Genomic DNA, 17,339 nt, shown 5'->3' with positions numbered 1-17,339 from the left:
ATCGAGCACATGAACAGTCTCGACTGGGCCGTACTCATCGGCTACTTCGGTGTGATGGTGGCGATCGGCGTCTGGTCGCACAAGCGCGTGGACGACGTCTCCGACTTCTTCACGGCCGGCGGCAAGATGCCCTGGTGGCTGTCCGGCATCTCGCACCACATGTCGGGCTACAGCGCGGTGATGTTCACGGGGTATGCCAGCATCGCCTACACCTACGGCGTTACTTCCTTTGTGACCTGGTCCTTTCCCATCGCGCTCGGCATCGCCATCGGATCGAGGCTGTTCGCGCCCCGGATCAACCGGCTGCGTTCACGGCTCCATGTGGCCTCCCCGCTGGAGTACCTGAAGAACCGTTACAACCTGTCCACCCAGCAGGCGCTCGCCTGGTCCGGCATGCTGCTGAAGATCGTGGACGTGGGCGCCAAGTGGGCGGCCATCGCCACCCTGTTGTCGGTGTTCACGGGTGTGTCGCTGAACCAGGGCATTCTCATCACCGGCGCGATCACGGCCGTGTACTGCACGATCGGCGGCCTGTGGGCGGATGCGCTCACCGAACTCGGCCAGTTCGTCATCCAGTTGCTCGCCGGGGTCGCGATGTTCGTGGCGGTCGTACTGAAGCTGAACGACAAGCACATCGGCTTCCTCGACGCCTGGAACCAGCCGGCCCTGCACGGCCACGGCAAGCCGCTGGTCGGGCCGTACGGCACCGTCTTCCTCCTCGCGTTCCTGTTCATCAAGCTCTTCGAATACAACGGCGGCATGCTCAACCAGGCCCAGCGGTACATGGCGACGGGCAGCGCACACGAGGCCGAGCGCGGCGCCCGGCTGTCGGCGATCCTGTGGCTGGTCTGGCCGGTGGTGTTGTTCTTCCCGATGTGGATGTCCCCGCTCCTCGTCCACGCGCACAAGCCCGACGGCTCCGACTCCTACGGCCTGATGACCGAACAGCTGCTGCCGCACGGGCTGTTGGGACTCGTTGTCGTCGGCTTCTTCTCGCACACGATGGCCATGTGCTCCTCCGACGCGAACGCGATCGCGGCGGTGTTCACGCGGGACGTGGCGCCGGTGCTGTCCGCTCGGGCACGGGCCTGGAGCGGGCGCTCGGGGCTGATCGCGGCGCGGGTGACCACGGTCGTCTTCCTGGGCTTGTCGATGGCGGTGGCCACGCAGGTCAACTCCCCCGCGTTCAAGGACATCATCACCGTCGTCATCAAGTGGGTGGCCGGTCTGATGGGGCCGATCGCGATTCCGATGATGCTGGGCCTGCTCCGGCCGTTCCGCCGCTCCGGTCCTACGGCGGCGCTGACCAGCTGGGCGGCGGGGCTGCTGGCGTTCTGGCTGGTGAACTACCCCGTCGACTGGAACGTCTCCGGCGGAGTGCCCCTCCAGTACCAGGTCTCGATCCCCCTGGCGGTCTCCCTGGTCCTGTACATCGTCATCGGTTACGTGAAGCCGGAGGAGACGCCGGAGCGGCTGGCGATCATCGAGGAGGTCAACACAGACGGGGGCGGCACGACAGCGGTCCCGGTACCGGCCGGGGCGGGCGACGACATCGTGGGGGCACCCAACCAGCACCTGTAGCCTGCCCGTTGACAAGACCGAGGGGCACGGGCGAGGGCGACAGCGGACCGCCTCCGCGTCCGACGTTCCGGCGACGGTGGCCGACCACGTGTGAGTACGCACCTCTGCCGCAGGGCGTGAGGGAGTGAGCGCGCCCGCCGCTCAGGCCCGCGGATAGCGGGCCAGCCAGCCCGGCGCGGAGCCCGCCGGACCGTGCAGCGCCGGTCCCTGGGTCATCTCCATCGCGAAGTCGTCGGCGAGTTCCAGCATCGTCGGCCGACCCTCCAGCTCCGTCAGCCAGCCCGGCGGGAGGGCCGTCTCGCCGTGCAGGGCGCCGAGCAGGCCGCCGGTCAGGGCGCCCGCCGCCGCCGACGGCCCGCCCTGGTTCACCGCGAGACACAGCCCGTGCCGTACGTCCTCCCCGACCAGCGCGCAGTACACGGCCGCCGCCAGCAGCCCGTCCGCCGTACCGTCCCCGGCCAGCTCCTCCACGCGGGTCGGGCCGGGTATCCCCTGCCGCACCGCCCCGAGGGCGTGCTGCAGGGCGTCCGAGACGGGCTGGTGGCCGGGTCGGGCGGAGAGCAGGGCGAGGGCCCGCTGCACGGCGCCGTCCAGGCTCTCGCCGCGGGCCAGCGCATGCACGATCACGGCGTACGCGCCCGCCGAGAGGTAGGCGATCGGGTGCCCGTGGCTCTGCGCCGCGCACTCCACCGCCAGCTGCGCGACGAGCTGCGGCTCCCAGCCGACCAGCAGCCCGAACGGCGCGGACCGGGCCACCGCCTCCGGGCCCAGCTCGCCGGGGTTCTTCGGTGACTCCAGGGTGCCGAGCGTGTCGTCGCCGAAGCCGACGAGCAGGGCCCGGGTCGGCTCGCGGCGGGCGTAGAGCCACTCCTCGCGGGCGAGCCAGCCGTCGTCCTTGCGGCGCTCGTCGGGCCCCCAGTCCCGCTGGGTGGCCGCCCAGCGCAGATACGCCCGGTGCAGATCGGTCGGCGGATGCCAGGCGCCGGTGTCGCGGCGCACCTGGGCGCGTATCAGCCCGTCCACCGTGAAGAGGGTGAGCTGGGTGTGGTGGGTGACCGTGCCGCGCCGGCCCTGCCCGAAGGCCAGGTCGAGCAGCCCCTCGGGGCCGTAGGCGGCCCGGATCTCCTCCAGGGACAGCGCGTCGGCGGGCCCGCCGAGCGCATCGCCCACGGCGGACCCGAGCAGGGTGCCGCGCACCCGGCTGCGGAAGTCCTGTTGTTCGGCGCGGCCCCAGACGGCGCCGGATGTCGCACCCATGCAGACCTCCTCACGGCACCGTCCGTCCGTACGACGTTCAGCACTGTAATCGACAGCGAACGGCCCGTTCACGGGGGCAAATCACCCGGCGCGGGTCATTCCCGGCCCTTCGAGGCTCTCTCAAGGGTGCACCAAGCGCTAGCCACTGCTGGAGTCGATCTCCTGCCGGTTCACCCCGGACCTCGTCCCGGCCGCCGGGAGCTGAGCCCGGCGCCGAGAGGTGCGCCCCGGCGTGGCGTGCGCCCGGCGGCGCCTGTCCGCGGCTGCCGTCAGATGCCTCCGGCAACTGCCTTCAGCAACTGCCGGGCAGCATCTCAAAACGTTTATTTGAGGATGCGCATACCGAGGCCGCCTGCCAACGCCGCGCTGACGACAGCCAGAACGAGCGGGGGCGCACAACCCGAGGCGTACGGATTGTGCCTATTATCCGACCTTCACCCGGGCCCTTGCCTTCGCCTCACGCTCTGCAGCTAGCTATGTGCTGCGTCCACTTCGTGGCCCCGGCTCCCGACGAGCCCGGGCCGTTGGTCAAGGGAAGTGGTCGGAAACCCGCATGTGAGGAGTAGTCATGAAGAAGGCCTATGAGGCGCCGACGCTCGTCCGGATCGGTACGTTCCGGAAGCAGACGGGACTCCTTGGGCAACACGGCAACGACCGGCTGATCCTGAGCAAGAACGGATGACCGACGGTCGCTGACCGACGTCATGACTGAACTGCACGAAAGTGCGGGGACGGGCCCCGGCGACGCGCACTTCGCGGTCTTTCCGGACCGCGCGGACGCGGCCGCCGTGGCCCGCTCCTTCGCCCGCCCCGGTAGCCGGACCCTCGCGCACGCGTCGGGAAGGCCCTGGCTGGTCGGCCACTGGCACGACGACGAGGTCGTCACGGCGGGCGCCGACGGCGCCTCCGTCGCCGTCGTCGGCTGCTGCCCGGCCGACGCCGACGAACTGCGGCGCCGGACCGCACGGTTGCGTGATCTCGCGGAACTCGATGCCCTGGCCCGCTCCCTGCCCGGCAGTTTCCACCTCGTCGGCGCCCTCGACGGACGGATCAGGGTGCAGGGCACCGCCTCCGGACTCCGGCTCGTCTTCCACGCGGAGATCGACGGCGTGCGGGTGGCCGCCACCCGCGCCGACACACTCGCCGCCGCCCTGGGCCTCGACCCCGACGTCGAGGAACTGGCCGTACGACTGCTGTGGCCCGCCCCGTATCCGCTGTTCGAGACATCGATGTGGCGGCCGGTCACCGCCGTCGCCCCGCAGGACGCCGTGGTCGTCGCCGCGGACGGACGCACCGTACGGCACACCCGTTGGTGGACGCCGCCGGAGCCGGTACGGCCGCTCGCCGAGGCGGCGCCCCTGATCCGGACGGCGCTGGAGGAGGCCGTCGGCGCGCGTACCCGGCAGGGCGGCGTGGTGAGCTGCGACCTGTCCGGCGGCCTGGACTCGACCTCCGTCTGCTTCCTGGCCGACCGCTCCCCCGCCCACGTGGTGGCCAGCACCTGGCCGGGACGCGATCCGGCGGACACCGACCTGCACTGGGCCGAGCGGGCCATGGGGCACCTCCCGGACGTCGAGCACGTGGTCTGGGACGCCGACGCCTCGCCACTGGTCTACGAGGACCTGCTCGGCATCGACGACCTCCTCGACGAACCCACCATCGGCGTCATGGACCGCTCCCGGGTCCTGCACCACCTGCCCGGCCTCGCCGCGCGCGGCAGCCGGCTGCACCTGACCGGCATCGGCGGCGACCACGTGGCGTGGTGCTCCGACGCGTACTACCACCGGCTGCTGCGCACCCGTCCGCTGTTCGCCCTGCGCCAGTTGCGCGGGTGCCGGGCGCTGTGGCACTGGCCGCTCGGCGGCACGGTCCGGGCTCTCGCCGACTCCCGGCCGTACGGGAAGTGGCTCGCCGACGCCGCAAGCGGGCTGCGTGGCCCGCTGCCCCCGTCCGTCGCCACCGGTCTCGGCTGGGGCATGGCCCCGCGCCTGTTCGACTGGGTGACTCCGGAGGCCGAGGACATGGCCCGCCGGACACTGCTCGCCGCCGCGCCGACGGCCTCGCCGCTGCATCCGGACCGCGGACTCCACGCCGACCTGGAGCAGATCCGCTCGTGCACCCGCATCATCCGGCAGTGGGACCGGATGGCGGCGCGCGCCGGTCTGCCGATGGCCTCGCCCTTCCTCGACGACCGCGTCATCGAGGCGTGTCTCGCCGTTCGTCCGAGCGAGCGCGTCACACCCTGGCGGTACAAGCCCGTCCTGACCGCCGCGATGCGCGGGATCGTGCCCGAGGAGTGTCTGCGGCGGGCCAACAAGGCGACAGCCGCCATGGACGCCGCCAACGGACTGCGCGACCACCGAGCCGACCTGCTGGCCCTGTGGGAGGACTCACGGCTGGCGGAGCTGGGCCTGGTGGACGGCGCCGAGCTGCGCCGCCTCGCCCAGCGCCCCGCCTCCAAGGGACTGTCCGACGCCATCCTGTACTCCACGATCGCCGCCGAGGTGTGGCTGCGGGGCATGGACCGCAGCCGCACCCGTGCCGCACACCCCTGACCGGATCCCCCTTGACCGCATCCCCCCATCAGAAAGGCCCTCACATGCCTCTGCGGTTCGGCGACAACGTCTCCACGGCCCAGACCGACTACGGCACCGTACTGCTGGACGAACAGGGCGGCACCTACTGGGAGTTGAACCCGACGGCCACGCTGGTGGTGCGGACCCTGCTCGACGGCGGCGAGGAGACGGACGCGGCCGCCGCCCTGGTCCGGGAGTTCGACATCGACAAGGCGCAGGCCCTGCGGGACGTCGAGGACCTCGTACGGCAGCTGCGCGACTCCGGGCTGGCCTCATGACGACGCCCAGCGCGCTGGAGCGGCCGACCGGTGTGCCCCTGTCCCGGCGCCTGGCCGCCCGCCTCGTCCTGCTCCCCGCCCTCGCCGTCGCCCTGCTGCCGCCGCGCCGCATCCGCGCCGTACTCGGCGTCCTGCGGCGCGGTGCCGGACCGGCCACCACCGCGCAGGCCCAGAACGCGCGCGACGCGATGTGCGCCGTCAGCCTGCGCTGCGCCGGGCCGAAGGGATGCCTGCCGCGCTCCCTGGGGGCCGCCCTGCTGTGCCGGCTCGGCGGAACCTGGCCGACCTGGTGCACGGGGGTGAGCGTCGTCCCGCCCTTCACCGCGCACGCCTGGATCGAGGCGGACGGCGGTCCCGTCGGCGAGGGCCTGCCGGAGGGCTACTTCGCCCGGCTGGTGGCGGTCGGCCCGCCGCCCCGGCCGGCGCACCGATGACCGGCACGGCGGCCCCGCACGCCGACCGGGCCGAGGCCGCCGGGGGTGACAGCTCCACCCTGGCCGCGGTGGCCACGATGTACCGGCTGACCGCGGGGCACCGCGGCGCCGTCGCCGTCGCCACCGTACTGACCCTCGTGGGCTCCGCCCTGGGCCTGGCCCAGCCGCTCGTCGCCAAGGACGTCGTGGACGCGAGCGGCCGCGGACAGGTCGTCTGGCCGCTGCTGGGACTGCTGGGCGCGCTGTTCACCGTCGAGGCGGCGGCGGGGGCCGCGGGACGCTTCCTGCTGGAACGGATGGGCGAAGGCGTCGTACGGCAGCTCCGGCACGGGCTGGTGGGGCGGCTGCTGCGGCTGGAGATGCGGGAGTACGACCGTCACCGGGGCGGCGACCTCGTCTCCCGGGTGACGACCGACACGACCGTGCTCCGGGAGGTCGTGTCCCAGGCGCTGGTCGATCTGGTGACGGGCAGCGTGGTCTCCGCCGGGGCGATCGTCCTCATGGCGTGGCTCGACCCCCTGCTGCTGTTCCTGGTGGCCGTCACCGTGGCCGCGGCGGCCGTGGTCGTCGCCTCGCTGCTCACGGGCATCAGGGGCGCGTCGGCGCACCTGCAGGACGCGGTCGGTGCCGTCGCCGCCGATCTGGAACGCGCCCTCGGCGCACTGCCGATGGTCCGTGTGCACCGCGCCGAGCAGCGCGAGGCGGCCGGCATCGGCGCCCGTGTCGACGCGGCCTACTGTTCGGGCGTGCGCGCAGCGAAGCTCGCCTCCGTCATGAGCTCCGCCGTCGAACTCGCCGTCCAGGGCTCCTTCCTGATCGTCCTGGTCGTCGGCGGCCTGCGGGTGAGCGGCCACACCGGATCCCTCGGCGACCTCGTCGCCTTCCTGCTGTACGCCTCGTACCTCGTGCTGCCGCTGTCCTCCGTCTTCCGTGCGGTGGGTCTCGTCCAGCGCGGGATGGGCGCCTACCAGCGCATCGAGGAGGCGCTGCGCCTGCCGGTGGAACCCACCGCACCCCGGATCCCGGCGGACCCCGCGCCCGCACCACGACCGACCGCACCACCCGTCACCCGCGAACGGCCCGCCCTCGCCCTGCACGACGTCCACTTCGGCTACGACCCGCGGCGCCCGGTGCTCCGCGGTGTCTCGTTCACCGTCCCGCGGCGCCGGCAGGTGGCCCTGGTGGGCCGGTCCGGAGCGGGCAAGAGCACCGTGTTCGCCCTGGTGGCGAGGTTCTACGAGCCGGACGCGGGCACCGTGCTCTTCGACGGGCGGCCCGCCGCCGAACTCACCCGAGCGGCATGCCGGCAAGGCATCGCCGTGGTCGACCAGAACACGCACGTCGTCCACGGCACCCTGCGCGACAACATCACCTACGCCGTGCCCGACGCCACGGAAGCGGAGATCCGGCGCGTCGTCGAACTGGCCCGGCTCGAAGAGGTCGTCGACCGGCTGCCCGGCGGTCTGGCCGCCGTCGTCGGCGAACGCGGCGGCACGCTCTCCGGCGGCGAACGCCAGCGCGTCGCCCTCGCCCGCGCGTTGCTGGCCCGCCCCGCGCTGCTCCTGCTGGACGAACCCACCTCCCACCTCGACGCGATCAACGAGGCGGCGCTCACCACCGTCATGAAGGACGTCGCCCAGGAGTGCGCCCTGCTGGTCATCGCCCACCGTCTGTCCACCGTGCAGCACGCGGACCACATCGTGGTGCTGCAGGACGGCCGCACCGCGGCCGTCGGACGCCACGAGGAACTGCTCACCGGCAGCGCCCTCTACCGTGAGCTGGCGGCGAGCCAGATGCTCCGGCCGGGCGAGCTACGCCCCCCACCTGCGGGAGGACGGTGAACCCAGTTCGGCGTCGGGCATCGCCGGGGCATGGGCCGCTGCGACCCGGTGCGAGTTCAGCCCGGACCGTCCTGGCTCCGCCGCCTTCCGCGTCCTCGGGTGCCGGGTCCGGGATACGCGGGATCCGGTCACCCTGCTCACCCGAGTTCCTGGGCTTCGCCGCTCACTCCGTGTAGCGCGCTCGCAGTGCGTCCTGGGCCGCGGTCACCCGTGCCAGGCGGGGCGCGAGTCTGGTCCGGTCCATGCCGGGGCTGTGCAGGAGGGCGGTGAGGCAGTCGGCCAGGGTGGCCAGCCCGTCGTACTCGGCGGGGCCGAGGAGGAGCGTGGTGTCCAGGCGAGGCCAGTCCTGGACGGCCGCGCCGGTCGTGGCCTCGGTGATCCAGCTCACCCGCCGGTCGGGGTGCCGGGCCGAGCGGGCCAGACGTGTCCACAGCGAGTGGGCGGCCGCCGTGCCCTCCGCCCCACTCACCGCCAGGGCCAGGTGCAGCAGTCCGAAGTTCTCGTCGGCCGCCAGCTCCTGCTCGGCGGCCTGCCGGGCCAGGGACCAGTTCCGCGTGCGCAGGTGTACGGCGCACCGGGTCGCGGCGGAGCCCGCGGCAAGTGCCTCCCCGAGCCGGCCGCTCAGGAGATGCACGGTGGCCGATGTGCGCTGGGCCCAGCAGGGATCTCCGCCCAGCGAGACGAGTCGCTCCAGGTCCGAGCGGGCCCGGTCGAGCCGGCCGACCGCGATGTCCGTCTGGATCTTGTGCCCCAGCGCCCAGGCGCCCTCGGGGTCCAGTTCCACCGCGCGGTAGACGTCGGCGAGGGCCCTGCCGTGGGCGCTTTGGCGGCGGTGGACATGGGAGCGGTGCACCAGGGCCCAGGCGTAGTCCGGCGCCAGGCTCAGCGCGCGGTCGAGGTCGGCCAGCGCCTCCTCGTCACGGCCGTGTTTGCAGTGCAGGGCACCCCGGCTGGCGTGGACGGAGGGGTAGTCGGGGTCAAGGTCGATGGCCTTCCGGTAGTCGGCGAGGGCTTCTTCCTCGCGGCCCACGGCGCTGAGCGCGTCGCCCCGCTCGCACAGCACCCAGGGTGCCTCCGGGTCGAGCGCCACCGCGCGGTCGAGGTCGGCCAGTTGCTGCTCGCGGTCGCCCCGTGACCGCATCAGACGGGCCCGGCGGACCAGGCCCCAGACGAAGTCCGGGGCGATCTCCAGCGCCCGGTTCACGTCCGCCAGCGCGAGGTCGTACCGGGCGAGTGCGTGCTGCGTGGCCCCGCGCGAGGCCCAGGTACCGGGCATCGTCGGGTCGAGTCCGATCGCCCGGTCCAGGTCCCGCAAGGCTGCGTCGCAGTGCCCGACCCTGCGGTGGTACTCGCCGCGGAACGTCAGGTTCGCGGCGTTGTCGGGATCCCGGGCGAGCGCCTGGTCCAGATCCTCGATCGCCCCCGCGAAGTCCTGCAGCAGAACGCGGGTCGCGGAACGGCTGACGTAGGCGCGGGCCGACTCGGGGTCGAGGGAGACGGCCCGGTCGTACTCGGTCATCGCGCGCTCGTACTCGTCACGCGCCCGGAAGGTGTTGCCGCGGACGACATGAGCGAGGGCCCGGGACTCCGTGTCGAGCGCGGCCCGGTCGATCAGCAGGGCCAGCGCACCCGCGGCGGTCGAGGCCTGGAACGCGTGCAGCAGGTCCCTGCCCCAGCGGGACACCACCTCGGTCCCGGTGTCCGCTCCGGCCTGCACCAGCATCTCGGCCCACCGGCGAGCCTCCTCGTCACCGCGCTGACAGGCCCGTACCAGACCCGCGAGCACCGGCGGCAGCTCGGCCCGCTCCCCCGCACACAACCGGTGATACGCCTCCGCCAGCCGCAGTTCCCGCCACCGCTCGTCCGTCCAGGGATCGTCCAGCCCCGCCTCCCGCTCCTCCCGCCACCCCGCGAACGTCTCGGCGAGCCGCCTGTGCCGTTCCGCCCATCCCCGCGGGGACCGCCGGCGCTGCAACCGCAGCATCGGCGCCCGTACGACATCGTGATACTGCACCCGATCGCCCCGCTCACTGACGAACGGCATCCCCCGCAGCCAGTCGTACAACGTGTCGGCTTCGTTCTCCTCGCAGTCCACCACCGCCCGGAACACGTCGGCGTCCAGGCGCCGGGGCAGCGCGCAGGCCAGGGCCACCGCCCGTCGCACCGGATCCGGCTCCCACTTCAGAAACCGTTCCACCGCGGTGGCGCTCGGGTCGCCGACGTCGTCCGGGTCGGCGGGGCGGGCCTCGGCGAGGGTGGAGACGAGGACGGGCAGGCCGCCGGTCAGCCGCAGCACCTCCGCCACCACAGGCTCGGCCACCACTCCACGGTCGGCGAGCAGGCCCCGCGCCTCTGCCTCCGTGAACGGACCGAGCGGCAGGTCGGTCATGAAGTCCGCGAAGCCTCCCCAGCGGGCGGTGTCGAAGGGACGCTGGCCGGCGGTGACCACGACGACGTTGGCGGGGAGCGCGCCGTACCGGTCGGTCGTCACCAGCTCATGCAGCCAGGCGTCGAGGAAGGGGCCGGTGCGCTCGTACGTGTCGAAGAACAGGATCAGCCAGGGGACCGACGACGTCATCTCCGACAGTTCGTCCAGCAGCCTCGGCGTCAGGACCCGCTCCGGGGACAGGACCAGCTGCACGTCCTCCTGATTACGGAAGCGCGCGCTGAGTCTGGCCTTCAAACGGGCCGCGCCCTCGGCCAGTTGGCCCGCGTCCATCGCACCGACGAACGCGCCGGCGCCGGGGACGAGTGCGCCCACGCCCGCCATGCCCAGCCGTACCGCCGTCGTCGTCAGCGGGGACGGGCCCTCCGGCGCGGGCTCCAGCGTCGCCACCTCGGCCTCCGCCTCGTGCCGCCGCTCCCGGTGGGCGACCAGCGCCTCCTCCAGCTTCTTCAAGCGGCGTCCCTGACCTGCCAATTGGCCGCAGATCGCCGTCATCGCCTCCGGCACGCTCCCCGCGCCCTCGTCCACATACGCCGTCAGCGCCCCGCGCTCCCGCGCGATCTGCTCCAGCTCCCGGACCAGGAAGGTCTTTCCGACACCGGCGTTGCCGTGGATGTGGAAGAGGAAGCGGTGCCGCTCGTCCTCAGGCGGAAGGTCCAAGTTGGACCGGAACGCGGCCCGTTCGTCGCCTCGGCCGACGAGGCCCGCCCGTCTGCGCCGTCCGATCAGCTCCTGCATCGACGGCCGTGCCTGCGCCATCCGAACGCCCCTCCCGCAGTTCGCGTTCCCATTCTGGCGCAATGGCCACGCGCTCACCCGCCCTGAGGTGAGGGAGAATTCAGCCATGACCACCACCCCCACACGTCACTCCGGTCTCAGACTGGCCGCCGGTGTACTCACCGGCATACTCGCCCTCTACATCGCCCTCGTCGCCTTCGGGAACATCACCGACTTCGGCACGAACCAGCAGTTCGTACGGCATGTGCTGGCGATGGACACGACGTTCAAGGACCACGACCTGATGTGGCGGGCCGTCACCAGCAGCGGTCTTCAGGACACCGCGTATGTCCTGATCATCGTGTGGGAGACCGCGTCCGCCCTCGTGCTGATCTGGGGGGCCTGGCTGTGGGCATGGCGCAAAGACGACCTCGCCCGCCGCATCTCCACCTACGGCCTGCTGATGCTGTTGCTGCTCTTCGGTGCCGGGTTCATCGCGATCGGCGGTGAGTGGTTCTCGATGTGGCAGTCCAAGACCTGGAACGGGCTGGAAGCGGCGACCCGGATCTTCACCCTCAGCGGGGTCGCCCTGATCGTCAACCAGCTTCCCTCCCGCCGGGGAGAGGCCCACGAGGACGCTAGTTGACCACTGCCACGCCGGTGCCCTGATCGCCGAAGGACCACAGCGCGGCGCCGTCCTCCTTGTGCATACGGATGCCGCCCAGCTTCTTGCCGTCCGCCGGCGGCGGCGAGGAGCCGTCCAGGGCGTTGGAGAAGGCTATGTTCACGCCGGACGCGACGGTGAAGTACATGACGTGCTCGATCTCCACGCCGTCCGAGCCCTTGAGGGACTGGATGCGCTTGATGACCGAGTAGTGGCCGGGCTGCGGGTTCACCGTGCCCGGCCACACCGTGAACGTACGCGTCGCCTTGCCCGTCGCGTCGACCAGCCACACCCGCTTCTGCCCGACCGAGTAGACGATCCGGCGGCCCTCGCCCGAGCCGTCCGGCAGCGCGGGCGGGGCCGAGGGCTTCGCGCCGGTGGACGGGTGGGCGCCGGCGGACGCCGACGCGCTGGGGCTCGCCACGGCGGCGGTGGGATGCGGCCCGTGGTCCGCCTGTACGGCGAGGGCCACGACGACCGCGGTCGCTCCCGCCGTCAGACCGGTGACCCAGGCCCACGAGGGCAGTCGGGCAGCCACGGGTACGCATCTCCTCCGCTAGGGGGCGCTCGGGGGCCCCTTCTCGGTCCAGGGTCGGATCATCGTACTCAGTCCAGGACCGGCAGCAGTTCCGGCAGGTGCCCGTCGGAGGCCTCGGCCGCCCGCCGCCGCTCCGCGGAGACCTCGCCGTAGAGCGTGGTGCGCGGCTTCGCCGGGCGGCCGGCCGCCTCGGCCACGGCCACCAGATCGCGGACCGACTTGTACGAGCCGTACGACGAGCCCGCCATCCGGGAGATCGTCTCCTCCATCAGCGTCCCGCCCAGGTCGTTCGCCCCGGAGCGGAGCATCTCCGCCGCACCCTCCGTGCCCAGTTTCACCCAGCTTGTCTGGATGTTGGGGATCCAGGGGTGCAGCAGGAGGCGGGCCATGGCCGTCACCGCACGGTTGTCCCGTGTCGTCGGGCCAGGCCTGGAGATGCCCGCCAGGTACACCGGCGCGTTCGTGTGGATGAACGGCAGCGTCACGAACTCGGTGAAACCGCCCGTCTCGCGCTGGATCCGGGCCAGCGTGCGCAGATGGCCGAGCCAGTGGCGGGGCTGGTCGACATGGCCGTACATCATCGTCGAGGACGAGCGGATGCCCAGCTCATGCGCCGTCGTGATCACCTCGATCCAGGTGGCCGTCGGCAGCTTGCCCTTGGTCAGCACCCAGCGGACCTCGTCGTCGAGGATCTCCGCCGCCGTCCCCGGGATGGTGTCGAGACCGGCCTCCTTGGCGGCGGACAGCCACTCCCGGATCGGCATCCCCGTCCTGGTCGCACCGTTGACGACCTCCATCGGCGAGAAGGCGTGGACGTGCATGCCCGGGACCCGCTCCTTCACCGCTCGCGCGATGTCGAAGTACGCCGTGCCCGGCAGATCGGGGTGGATGCCGCCCTGCATGCACACCTCGACCGCGCCCACGTCCCAGGCCTGCTGGGCGCGGTCCGCGACCTGCGCCAGGGACAGCGTGTACGCGTCCGCGTCGGTGCGGCGCTGGGCGAAGGCGCAGAAGCGGCAGCCGGTGTAACAGACGTTGGTGAAGTTGATGTTGCGGGTGACGATGTACGTCACGTCGTCCCCGACCGCCGCCCTGCGCACGTCGTCGGCCACCCGGCACAGCGCGTCCAGCGCCGGGCCGTCCGCGTGCAGCAGGGCCAGGGCCTCGGCGTCGGTGAGCTTCGTCGGGTCGTCCGCCGCCGTCGCCAGCGCCTGCCGTACGTCCGTGTCGATGCGCTCCGGCGCCATGCCGGGGGCGGCCGCCTCGCGCAGCGCCGCCCAGTCGCCGTACACCTCGTCGAAGTCGTCGCGCCGGTCGGACGTACGGCCCGCGGTGTCGATCGTGCGGTGCAGGTCCGTCCGGCCGGTCGGCACGAAGGCCTCCTCCGGCTCCTGCCACGGGTGCCCCTCGACCACCGCGCCCGGGAGGGCGAGCCCGGTCTCCGGGTCGGCGAGCGCGCTCACGTGCGGGCGCAGCCGGGGGTCCAGCCAGGGCTCGCCGCGGCGCACGAACTCCGGGTAGACGCACAGGCGTTCACGCAGCTCGAAACCGGCCGCCCGGGAGCGTGCGGTGAGTTCCTCGATCTGCGGCCAGGGGCGCTCGGGGTTGACATGGTCGATGGTCAGGGGCGACACCCCGCCCCAGTCGTCGATGCCGGCGCCGATCAGCCGCTCGTACTCGGAGTCGACCAGGTTCGGCGGGGCCTGCAGGCAGCCGGCCGGGCCCATGATGAGCCGGGCCACGGCCACCGTGGCGACCAGGTCGTCCAGTTCGGCGTCCGGCATGCCGCGCATCGCCGTGTCCGGCTTGGCGCGGAAGTTCTGGATGATCAGTTCCTGGATGCCGTGGTAGGCCCGGGAGACCTTGCGGAGCGCGAAGAGGGACTCGGCCCGCTCCTCGTGGGTCTCGCCGATGCCGATGAGAAGACCCGAGGTGAAGGGCACCGAGGAGCGGCCCGCGTCCTCCAGCACCCGCAGCCGTACGGCCGGTTCCTTGTCCGGGGAGCCGTAGTGCGGGCCGCCGGGCTCGGACCACAGGCGGGTGGCCGTGGTCTCCAGCATCATGCCCATGGACGGCGCGACGGGCTTGAGCCGCTGGAAGTCCGTCCAGGACATCACGCCCGGGTTGAGATGGGGCAGCAGGCCCGTCTCCTCCAGGATGCGGATGGAGATGGCGCGGACATAGGCGATGGTGTCGTCGTAGCCGTGCGCGTCGAGCCATTCGCGCGCCTCGGGCCAGCGGTCCTCCGGCTTGTCGCCGAGGGTGATCAGGGCTTCCTTGCAGCCGAGGGCGGCGCCCTTGCGGGCGATGTCCAGCACCTCGTCCGGGGACATGAACATGCCGTGCCCGGCCCGGCGCAGCTTGCCGGGGACGGTCACGAAGGTGCAGTAGTGGCACTTGTCCCGGCACAGCCGGGTGAGGGGGATGAAGACGCTCTTCGAGTACGTGATGACGCCGGGCCTGCCCGCCTGTTCGAGGCCCGCGTCACGCACCCGGGCGGCGGACGCTGCGAGGTCGGTCAGGGCCTCGCCGCGGGCCTGCAGCAGCACCGCCGCCTCGGCGACATCGAGGGCGACGCCGTCCCGGGCACGTTTGAGGGCGCGACGCATGGAGTTCTCGGTCGGGCCGGTTCCGGGGGTCGCGGAAGTCGTCATTCTTTGAGCATATGGCTCCGCCGGTTCAGCGGGTCGGGCGCGGGGAGGTATGGAGTGCTGCCGGGTGCGGGTACGTTGTGGCTGGTCGCGCCCCTGGCCGAGGCCAAGAGTGCTGTGCTTTCCGGGGGGCACCCCCAGACCCCCGGGCCGCCGGATACGCATGGATCATCCGTACCGGGCACCGCCTCACTCGGCCATACCAACCGGTCGGGAGGATCTCCGCGACCCGCCTCACTGGCTGAGTGACAGCTGTCGATTCCCTTCTGGTGCACGGGAGTTCACGCAAGAGGAGCAGAGTGGCGGTATGTGCGAAGACACTCACGACACCGGACACGCTCCCGCCAGACGCGCCGTGCTCGTGACGGGCGCCGCCGTCGCGCTTACGTTGGGAGGCGTGACCTTCGCGAGCGGCGCCCAAGCCGCGGACGGCGAGCAGGAGACCCAGACGGTACGCGGGACGCTGCCGCCCGGCTCCCCCGACTTCGTGTACGTACCGGTCGAAGTCCCCGCCGGCGTCCAGGAGATCAAGGTCTCCTACACCTACGACAAGCCCTCGGTCCCGGCCGGCACCATGGGCAACGCCCTCGACATCGGCCTCTTCGACCGGCACGGCACCGAGCTGGGCGGCCGGGGCTTCAGGGGCTGGTCGGGCGGGGCCCGGACAGAGTTCTTCGTCCGGGCCGACGATGCGACCCCCGGCTACATCCCCGGCCCGGTGCGGGAGGGCACCTGGTACGTCGCGCTGGGCCCTTACACGGTGGCGCCGCAGGGGCTGCCGTACGAGCTGACGATCACGCTGACCTACGGCGACCCCGGCGAGACCCCGAGGCCCGTGTATCCGCCGTCCCGGGCGAAGGGCCGGGGCCGGGACTGGTACCGGGGCGACTGCCATCTGCACTCCTGGTACTCCGACGGCCGCCGCACCCCGGCCGAGATCGCGGCCCTCGCGCGGGCGGCGGGCCTGGACTTCATCAACTCCTCGGACCACAACACCCACTCCGCCCACCCCCACTGGGCGGACCAGGCGGGCGACGACCTGCTGATCATGCTCGGTGAGGAGGTCACCACCCGCAACGGCCATGTGGTGGCGCTCGGCACGGAGCCCGGCACGTTCGTGGACTGGCGCTACCGCGCCCGGGACAACCGCTGGGCCCGCTTCGCCCGGGACATCCGCCGGGCCGGCGGCCTGGTCGTCCCCGCCCATCCGCACGCCACCTGTGTGGGCTGCGGCTGGAAGTTCGGCTTCGGGGAGGCGGACGCCGTGGAGGTGTGGAACGGCCCGTACACCCCGGACGACGAGGTCACACTGGCCGACTGGGACAACCAGCTGGTCGCCTCCGTACGGCAGGGGCGGGCCTGGCTCCCGGCGATGGGCAACAGCGACGCCCACCGCGACCCGGACACGGTCGGCAGCCCGCAGACGGTCGTCCTCGCCGACGACCTGACCCGGGAGGCGATCCAGGAGGGCATCCGCGCGGGACGCTCGTACGTGGCCGAGTCGAAGAACGTCGTCCTCGGCTTCACGGCGACGGGCGGGCGCGGACAGCAGGCGGGTATCGGGGAGCGGCTGGAGGTGGCCGACGACACACCGGTGACCGTACGGCTGGAGGTCTCGGGCGCCCCGCGCTGCTCGGTCCGCTTCGTCACCGACCAGGGCGTGCTGTACACCAGCGATCCGCTGCCGGTGTCGGGCGCGGGCACGGTCGAGTGGCGCACGACGCCCGCCTACGCGGCGTACGTGCGCGCCGAGGTACGGCACGAGACGGCGCTGGGGCCGGTGCCGGGGGCGCTGGCGGCGTTCACCAACCCCGTCTTCCTCGGGGCCGCCCGCTCGGCTTGATCCGTTCCGCCGCCGCTCAGGCGACCCGCTGAACGCCTCGCCTCCTACACTGCTGCCACAGCTTCCCCCCGAGTTGTGCCGGGACGGCACCGAGAGCAGGAGAGATGGCAGGCCGCAGCGACCTCAAGCACCGCCTCGTGACCCGTTTCCAGCGGTACCTCGCCAATCCGCTCAACCGGCGGCTGCCGTTCCAGGTCCTGCTGGAGACCACCGGCCGCACCTCGGGCCTGCCCCGGCAGACGCCGGTCGGCGGGCGCCGGACCGGCGAATCCTTCTGGCTGGTCTCCGAGTTCGGCTACAAGTCGCAGTACGTGCGCAACATCCAGGCCGACCCGAAGGTCCGCGTCCGGATCGCCGGCCGCTGGCACCACGGCACCGCCCATCTCCTCCCCGACGACGACCCGGTCGCCCGCCTGCGCTCCCTGCCCCGCTTCAACAGCACGGCGGTGCGCGCCTTCGGCACCAGCCTGCTGACGATCCGGGTGGACCTGGAGGACTGAGCGCGGGACCCCC

The 17,339-nt window shown here is 72.4% G+C and carries 13 protein-coding genes; 9 read left to right on the top strand and 4 right to left on the bottom strand.

The genetic code is table 11. The features are described 5' to 3' along the window. Positions 1-9: 9 nt before the first annotated feature. The gene (locus AB5L52_RS25155; RefSeq protein ID WP_369366339.1) at positions 10-1,581 is read left to right on the top strand and encodes a sodium:solute symporter family protein; all 1,572 of its coding nucleotides are present in this window, start codon (positions 10-12) and stop codon (positions 1,579-1,581) included. A gap of 141 nt (positions 1,582-1,722) precedes the next feature. Here AB5L52_RS25155 and AB5L52_RS25150 read toward each other — a convergent pair whose 3' ends face one another. After that, a complete protein-coding gene (locus AB5L52_RS25150) occupies positions 1,723-2,838 on the bottom strand; it encodes an ADP-ribosylglycohydrolase family protein (protein WP_369366337.1) in 1,116 nt (371 codons plus the stop codon). A 568-nt stretch (positions 2,839-3,406) separates the two neighbouring features. On the opposite strand from AB5L52_RS25150, the gene AB5L52_RS25145 reads away from it, so the two are divergent. From AB5L52_RS25145 to AB5L52_RS25125, 5 genes are read left to right on the top strand one after another with little or no spacing between them, the layout of a single operon-like run. Beyond that, positions 3,407-3,520: a keywimysin-related RiPP gene (locus AB5L52_RS25145; protein WP_369366335.1), complete on the top strand. Its 114-nt coding sequence runs from the start codon at positions 3,407-3,409 to the stop codon at positions 3,518-3,520. Between the two features lie 22 nt (positions 3,521-3,542). Beyond that, on the top strand, positions 3,543-5,393 hold the full coding sequence (locus AB5L52_RS25140) for a lasso peptide isopeptide bond-forming cyclase (protein WP_369366333.1): 1,851 nt from the start codon (positions 3,543-3,545) through the stop codon (positions 5,391-5,393). Positions 5,394-5,437: 44 nt separating this feature from the next. Continuing rightward, positions 5,438-5,692 (top strand): lasso peptide biosynthesis PqqD family chaperone, encoded by a 255-nt coding sequence (locus tag AB5L52_RS25135; RefSeq protein ID WP_351028925.1) that lies wholly within the window; start codon positions 5,438-5,440, stop codon positions 5,690-5,692. Beyond that, positions 5,689-6,126, top strand: a complete 438-nt coding sequence (locus tag AB5L52_RS25130) for a lasso peptide biosynthesis B2 protein (RefSeq protein WP_351028923.1) — start codon at positions 5,689-5,691, stop codon at positions 6,124-6,126. The genes AB5L52_RS25135 and AB5L52_RS25130 overlap by 4 nt, the downstream gene beginning before the upstream one ends. After that, on the top strand, positions 6,123-7,967 hold the full coding sequence (locus AB5L52_RS25125) for an ABC transporter ATP-binding protein (RefSeq protein WP_369366331.1): 1,845 nt from the start codon (positions 6,123-6,125) through the stop codon (positions 7,965-7,967). The genes AB5L52_RS25130 and AB5L52_RS25125 overlap by 4 nt, the downstream gene beginning before the upstream one ends. A 163-nt stretch (positions 7,968-8,130) precedes the next feature. Here AB5L52_RS25125 and AB5L52_RS25120 read toward each other — a convergent pair whose 3' ends face one another. Next, on the bottom strand, positions 8,131-11,172 hold the full coding sequence (locus AB5L52_RS25120; protein ID WP_369366329.1) for a tetratricopeptide repeat protein: 3,042 nt from the start codon (positions 11,170-11,172) through the stop codon (positions 8,131-8,133). A gap of 85 nt (positions 11,173-11,257) precedes the next feature. On the opposite strand from AB5L52_RS25120, the gene AB5L52_RS25115 reads away from it, so the two are divergent. Next, positions 11,258-11,776, top strand: a complete 519-nt coding sequence (locus AB5L52_RS25115; RefSeq protein WP_369366327.1) for a DUF2165 domain-containing protein — start codon at positions 11,258-11,260, stop codon at positions 11,774-11,776. Here the strand turns inward: AB5L52_RS25115 and AB5L52_RS25110 are convergent. Beyond that, the gene (locus AB5L52_RS25110) at positions 11,769-12,332 is read right to left on the bottom strand and encodes a hypothetical protein (RefSeq protein WP_369366325.1); all 564 of its coding nucleotides are present in this window, start codon (positions 12,330-12,332) and stop codon (positions 11,769-11,771) included. The genes AB5L52_RS25115 and AB5L52_RS25110 overlap by 8 nt on opposite strands. Before the next feature lie 68 nt (positions 12,333-12,400). After that, the gene (locus AB5L52_RS25105) at positions 12,401-14,986 is read right to left on the bottom strand and encodes a bifunctional FO biosynthesis protein CofGH (RefSeq protein WP_369366323.1); all 2,586 of its coding nucleotides are present in this window, start codon (positions 14,984-14,986) and stop codon (positions 12,401-12,403) included. A 304-nt stretch (positions 14,987-15,290) separates the two neighbouring features. On the opposite strand from AB5L52_RS25105, the gene AB5L52_RS25100 reads away from it, so the two are divergent. Together AB5L52_RS25100 and AB5L52_RS25095 are read left to right on the top strand one after the other, a co-directional pair. After that, the gene (locus AB5L52_RS25100) at positions 15,291-16,826 is read left to right on the top strand and encodes a CehA/McbA family metallohydrolase (RefSeq protein ID WP_369366321.1); all 1,536 of its coding nucleotides are present in this window, start codon (positions 15,291-15,293) and stop codon (positions 16,824-16,826) included. Between the two features lie 104 nt (positions 16,827-16,930). Next, on the top strand, positions 16,931-17,326 hold the full coding sequence (locus AB5L52_RS25095) for a nitroreductase/quinone reductase family protein (RefSeq protein WP_351571923.1): 396 nt from the start codon (positions 16,931-16,933) through the stop codon (positions 17,324-17,326). The last annotated feature ends 13 nt before the right edge of the window (positions 17,327-17,339 follow it).

It is taken from the genome of Streptomyces sp. CG4 (genome assembly GCF_041080655.1).
Taxonomy (GTDB): Bacteria; Actinomycetota; Actinomycetes; order Streptomycetales; family Streptomycetaceae; genus Streptomyces.
This window is presented reverse-complemented; position numbering and strand designations above follow the sequence as displayed.